This is a genomic window from Streptomyces spongiae (assembly GCF_009377185.1).
In the GTDB taxonomy this organism is placed as follows: Bacteria; Actinomycetota; Actinomycetes; order Streptomycetales; family Streptomycetaceae; genus Streptomyces; species Streptomyces spongiae.
Genome location: NZ_VJZC01000655.1, coordinates 1 through 5,284, shown reverse-complemented (window position 1 = coordinate 5,284; position 5,284 = coordinate 1). Strand labels below are relative to the sequence as shown.

The window sequence follows — 5,284 nt, the reverse complement described above, 5'->3', positions numbered from 1 at the left end:
GGGTGCGGACGGGGGCGAGGGTGTGTAGGGGAGTGTCTGAGGGCTCCCCTGGCGGGGCCCGTGGATCACTCAGCGGTTCCCGGGTCCGCCCGCGTCGGCGTCCCTCGCCCTGACCAGCCCCGTCTCGTAGGCGAGTACCACCGCCTGGGCGCGGTCGCGGAGGGAGAGTTTGGCGAAGATGCGGGCCACGTGGGACTTCACGGTGGCTTCGCTCAGGGTCAGGTGGGCGGCCAGCTCCGCGTTGGACAGGCCGCGGCCCAGCAGGGTCAGGACCTCCCGTTCGCGGGGCGTCAGGGCGGCGAGGTCGGCGTGCACGGCGGGTGGATGGGGCGCCGTGTCCGCGGCGAAGCGTTCCACCAGGCGTCGGGTGATGGACGGGGCCAGCAGGGCGTCTCCGGTGTCGACCAGGCGTATGGCCGCCGCCAGGTGTTCCGGGGTGACGTCCTTCAGGAGGAAGCCGCTGGCTCCGATCGACAGGGCCGTGTACACGTAGCGGTCGAGGTCGAAGGTGGTCAGGATGAGCACGCGGCAGTCCGGGTTCTGTTCCAGGATGCGGCGGGTGGCCTCCAGGCCGTCCATGGTCGGCATGCGGATGTCCATCAGCACGACGTCCGGCCGCAGTTCACGCGCCGCCGCCACCGCTTCCGCGCCGTCGGCCGCCTCTCCGACCACCTCGATGCCGCGGGCGGTCAGGATCAGCCGGAAACCGGTGCGGATCAGTGTCTGGTCGTCGGCGACGAGCACGCGGGGAGCCGGCTCGGCCCCGGCCGCCGTCACGGGCGGTCCAGCGGGATGCGCGCCCGGACCCGGTAGCCGCCGCCGAGGCGCCGCCGGGCGTCCAGGTCCCCTCCGTACACCGCGACCCGTTCGCGCAGACCGAGGAGCCCGCGGCCCGTGCCCTCGCGGTGCGGCCTCGATGGTCTCGATGGTGCGGGGGTGCCGCCGGTGAGCACGCTCGGGCCGGTGTTCAGCACCTCCACGCGCAGGGCGTGGTCCGCGTACCGGACGGTGACCTCGGCCTTGCCGCCGTCTCCGTGCCGGAGTGCGTTGGTCAGCGCCTCCTGGACGATGCGGTAGGCGGTCACGTCGACTCCCTGGGGCAGCGGGCGTGGCTCGCCGGAGATCCGCACGTCGACGGGCAGGCCGGCGAACGATATCCGGTCGACGAGTTGGCCCAGCCGGTCGAGGCTCGGCTGCGGTGTCAGATCGACCACGCCTGTGTCCCCGTCCGGTCCGTGGTCCGCGTCCGGTCCGTGGTCCCCGTCCGGTCCGTGGTCCGCGTCCGGTCCGTGCTCCGCGTCCTCGCCGTTCTGCGACGGGGCCAGCAGTCCCAGCAGGTGCCGCAGGTCGGTCATCGCGCCGCGGCCCGCGTCCTCGACGGCCCGCAGGGCGGCCGTGGCCTCGTCCGGCATCGTGTCCAGCACCTCGCGGGCGGCACCGGCCTGGACCACCATCAGGCTGACGTTGTGGCTGACGATGTCGTGCAACTCCCGGGCGATGCGGTCGCGTTCGGCCGTGACCGCGGCGCGGGCGGCGCTCTCCCGCTCCCGCTCCAGCAGCCAGCCGCGCTCCCCGACAGCCGCCTGCCACCGGCGCCGCGTACGCACCAGCGCGACCGCCAGCACCACGGCGACCGTGCACGCCGCGACCAGCGCCGCCGTCAGCCCGTCAGACTCCCACTCCCCCACGGGGGTCACCTTCGCAGACGCCCGCCCGGACCGCATCAGCCTGTGGATTCAGGGCGTTGCATCCCAGGGATGAGGTGCGGGTCGATGTGCCGTCCCGGGAGGGATGTCGAGATCGCGCTCCTCCCTTAGCGTCCGGTGCATGGTCAGTGAAGGCAGTAGGGCTGAAGGCAGTAGGGCTGAAGGCAGGGCTGAAGGCAGCAGAGGAGAGGCCGTCGTACGACTCGACGGCGTGCGCAAGGAGTACGGCGAGACGACGGCGCTGGACGGTGTGTCGCTGGAGATACGGGCGGGGGACGCGGTCGCGGTGATGGGGCCCTCGGGGTGCGGCAAGTCGACCCTGCTCAACATGATCGCCGGGCTGGACCGTCCGACGGGCGGCTCGGTCGTCGTGCATGGCGAGAACGTGGGGGAGCTGAGCGAGAAGGGCCTCGCCCTGTACCGGCGGCGCCGTATCGGCATGATCTTCCAGTTCTTCAACCTCATCGACGACCTGTCGGCGCTCGACAACGTCGCCCTGGCCGCGCAGTTGACCGGCACCCCCGCCCGGCAGGCCCGCCGCCGGGCGCTGGAGCTCTTCGACGAACTCGGCATCGCCGACCGGCGGAACGCCTATCCGGCGGTGCTCAGCGGCGGCGAGCGGCAACGCGTCGCGGTGGCCCGGGCGTTGATGAACCGCCCCGCGCTGCTGCTGGCCGACGAGCCGACCGGCGCCCTGGACAGCCGCTCCGGCGAGCAGGTGATGGACCTGCTGCTCGACCTCAACCAGATCGGCCAGACCCTGATCCTGGTGACCCACGACGAGCACCTCGCCCGGCGCTGCGCCAGCCGGCTCGTCGAGATCGCCGACGGCCGGGTGACCGGCGAGCACACCCTGGAGCCGTCCGCATGAGGGCGGTGTGGCGGGCCGCACGCGCGGCGGTACGGCGACGCAGGCTCCAGACGGTCGTCATCGCACTCGTCACGCTGACCTCGACGGCGGCGATGGTGGTGGCGCTGGGCCTCGTGGACGCGGCCTCCGCCCCGTTCGACAAGGCCTTCGACCGGCAGCGGGGCCCGCATGTCGTCGCCGCGTTCGATCCGGACAAGGCCTCGGACGAGCAGCTGGAGCGGACAGCCCGGCAACCCGGTGTGGAGGCCGCCGCCGGGCCGTTCGCGCAGGCCACGGTCGAACTGCCGGACGACGCCATGAACTTCGGCCTCGGCAGCCAGATCACGGTCGTGGGCCGCCCCGGCCCCTCAGGCCCGGTGGACCGGGTGGACCTGTGGGCGGGCCGCTGGGCCACCGGGCCCGGCGAGGTCGTCCTCAACCGGCAGTCCGACTGGACCGCGGACGACCTCGGCAAGAAGCTCCAGGTGCCCTCGGGCCCGGACCTCACCGTCGTCGGGTTCGCCTTCGACCTGAGCCGCACCGCGGACGCCTGGGTGGCGCCCGAGCAGGCAGCGGCCCTGCACCCCACGGTCACCCAGATGCTCTTCCGCTTCACGAAGGAGTCGCAGGCGCCGGACGCGTCCTCGGAGGACCGGCTCCGCGCGGAACTGGCCACGCTGACCGAAGGACTTCCGGCGGGCGCACTGACCGCCTCCCGTACGTACCTCACCCTCAAGCAGCAGGTCAGCAGCTCCGCGCGGGCGTTCACCCCGTACCTCATGGCCTTCGGTGTCCTCGGGATCGCGGTGGCGGTGCTCATCGTCGCCAACGTGGTCAGCGGCGCGGTGATCTCCGGCTTCCGGCACATCGGCATCCTCAAGGCCCTGGGGTTCACACCGGGGCAGGTCGTCGCCGTCTACCTCACGATGATCTCCGTACCCGCCGTACTCGGCTGTGCGCTCGGCACCGTCGTCGGCAACCTGTTGGCGCGCCCCTTCTTCGAGTTCGTGTTCACGGGGCCCGACGCGGGGGTGTTCCACGGCAGCGTCTCCGTCGCGGCCTGGGTGAACGCCGTCACTCTGCTCGGCGTGCCCGCGGTGTGCGTCCTCGCCGCGCTCGCCCCCGCCGTGCGCGCCCACCGGCTGCCCGCGGCACGGGCGATCAGCGCGGGCAGCGCCCCACGTGCCGGGCGTGCCCTCCACCTCCAGCGCCGGCTGGCCGGAAGCAGGCTGCCGCGCTCGGTGAGCCTGGGCGTGGGCCTGCCGTTCGCCCGGCCGGGCCGCAGCGCCCTCACGCTCGCCGCCGTGGTGCTGGGTGTGACCACCGTGACGTTCGCGACCGGCCTGGCCACGACGATGACCATGCTCGGCAACGCCGGCCGGGACGCCTACCAGGTCACGGTGTACGCGAGCAGCTTCAAGCACGGCAAGGAGGTCAAGCCGCAGCACGGCGACCGGGAACTCGAGTCACTGCTGCGCTCACTGCCCGGCGCGCGTGAGGTCACCGCCAGGGCGGACGACGACATCCGCATGGCGGGCTCCGCGCAGGACGTGATGCTCGAAGGGCGGCGGGGCGACCGGCTCACCCTGGGCAACGTCCTCACTCAGGGCCGCTGGATGCACCGCGCCGGCGAGGTCGTGGCCGGGTCGGCCTTCCTGCGTCAGAACGGCCTCCGGGTCGGTGACCGCATCCGCCTGGAGAAGGGAGACCGGGGCGAGGACGTGGTCGTCGTCGGGGAGTTCATGGAGAGCAACGCCCGGCTGCTCGTCACCGACTGGCCGACGGTGACGGCCCTGTCCCCGAACGAGAAGCCCATCGCCTACCACGTCAAGCTGCGCGACGGAGCTGACCCGGCCGCCTACGCCCGCGCCGCCAAGGCCGCCGACTCCGGGATCAGCCCGACCCCGACCGGCTCCAACTCCCTCACCCAGACCATCGTCGGCTCGGCGACGGTCCTCACCCTGATGCTCACCGTGGTCGCGTCCCTCGGCGTGTTCAACACGGTCGTCCTCAACACCCGTGACCGCCGCCGCGACCTGGGCATGCTGAAGTCCATCGGCATGACACCGCGCCAGGTCACGGTGATGACGGTGACGTCGATGGCGGTGCTCGGCGCGCTCGGCTCCCTGCTCGGTGTCCCGCTGGGCGTGGCGGGCTACGAGGTGGTGGTACCGCGGATGGCGGGCGCGGTGGACCTCGCCCTGCCCCCGTACATGACGGACGTCTGGCGGGCCCCGGCCCTGGCCGGCGTGGCCTCGGCGGGCCTCGCGATCGCGGTACTGGGAGCGCTCGTCCCGGCGCGGAGAGCGGCCCGGCTCACGATCGCCCAGGTGCTGCACAACGAGTGAGCCGGGCCGGGCCATGGTTCCTGGGTCACGGATCGGGGATCACCGCTCCTGGGCCACGGCTCGGGGATCACCGCTCCGGGGCATCGCTCGGGGATCACCGCTCCGGCGTGGTGTCCAGTTCGACCCCTTCCACGAAGTGGTCGAACTCACCCGCCTGTACACCCAGGACGAACGCGTCCCACTTCCGGCGGTTCGTCGTCACGACGTTGTCCGGGTCGCTGGTCTCCCGGATGTACACGGGTGCCTCCGGGTCCTCGCTCTCGGTGAAGGCGACCTCGATCCAGGGGCCGGGGCCGGTGGCGTCCTCGGGGGCGGCTCGGATCCAGTCGAGGTCGGCGGGGACGTCAGACACGGGGAAGTCCTTCCGGAGTGTGTGTGGG

The 5,284-nt window shown here is 72.6% G+C and carries 5 protein-coding genes; 2 read left to right on the top strand and 3 right to left on the bottom strand.

Translation table 11 applies throughout. The features are described from left to right. Positions 1-69 precede the first annotated feature (69 nt). Positions 70-777 (bottom strand): response regulator transcription factor, encoded by a 708-nt coding sequence (locus FNH08_RS43880; protein ID WP_322726423.1) that lies wholly within the window; start codon positions 775-777, stop codon positions 70-72. Then, a complete protein-coding gene (locus tag FNH08_RS43875) occupies positions 774-1,688 on the bottom strand; it encodes a sensor histidine kinase (RefSeq protein WP_322726422.1) in 915 nt (304 codons plus the stop codon). Before FNH08_RS43875 ends, FNH08_RS43880 begins: the two co-directional genes overlap by 4 nt. Positions 1,689-1,827: 139 nt before the next feature. Between FNH08_RS43875 and FNH08_RS43870 the strand changes: the two genes are divergently transcribed. Next, entirely contained in the window at positions 1,828-2,577 is a 750-nt protein-coding gene (locus tag FNH08_RS43870) for an ABC transporter ATP-binding protein (RefSeq protein ID WP_407704571.1), read from the top strand. After that, positions 2,574-4,904: an ABC transporter permease gene (locus tag FNH08_RS43865; protein ID WP_152777091.1), complete on the top strand. Its 2,331-nt coding sequence runs from the start codon at positions 2,574-2,576 to the stop codon at positions 4,902-4,904. Before FNH08_RS43870 ends, FNH08_RS43865 begins: the two co-directional genes overlap by 4 nt. A gap of 94 nt (positions 4,905-4,998) precedes the next feature. On the opposite strand, the gene FNH08_RS43860 is transcribed toward FNH08_RS43865, so the two are convergent. Beyond that, positions 4,999-5,256, bottom strand: a complete 258-nt coding sequence (locus FNH08_RS43860) for a DUF397 domain-containing protein (protein WP_322726420.1) — start codon at positions 5,254-5,256, stop codon at positions 4,999-5,001. Positions 5,257-5,284 lie beyond the last annotated feature (28 nt).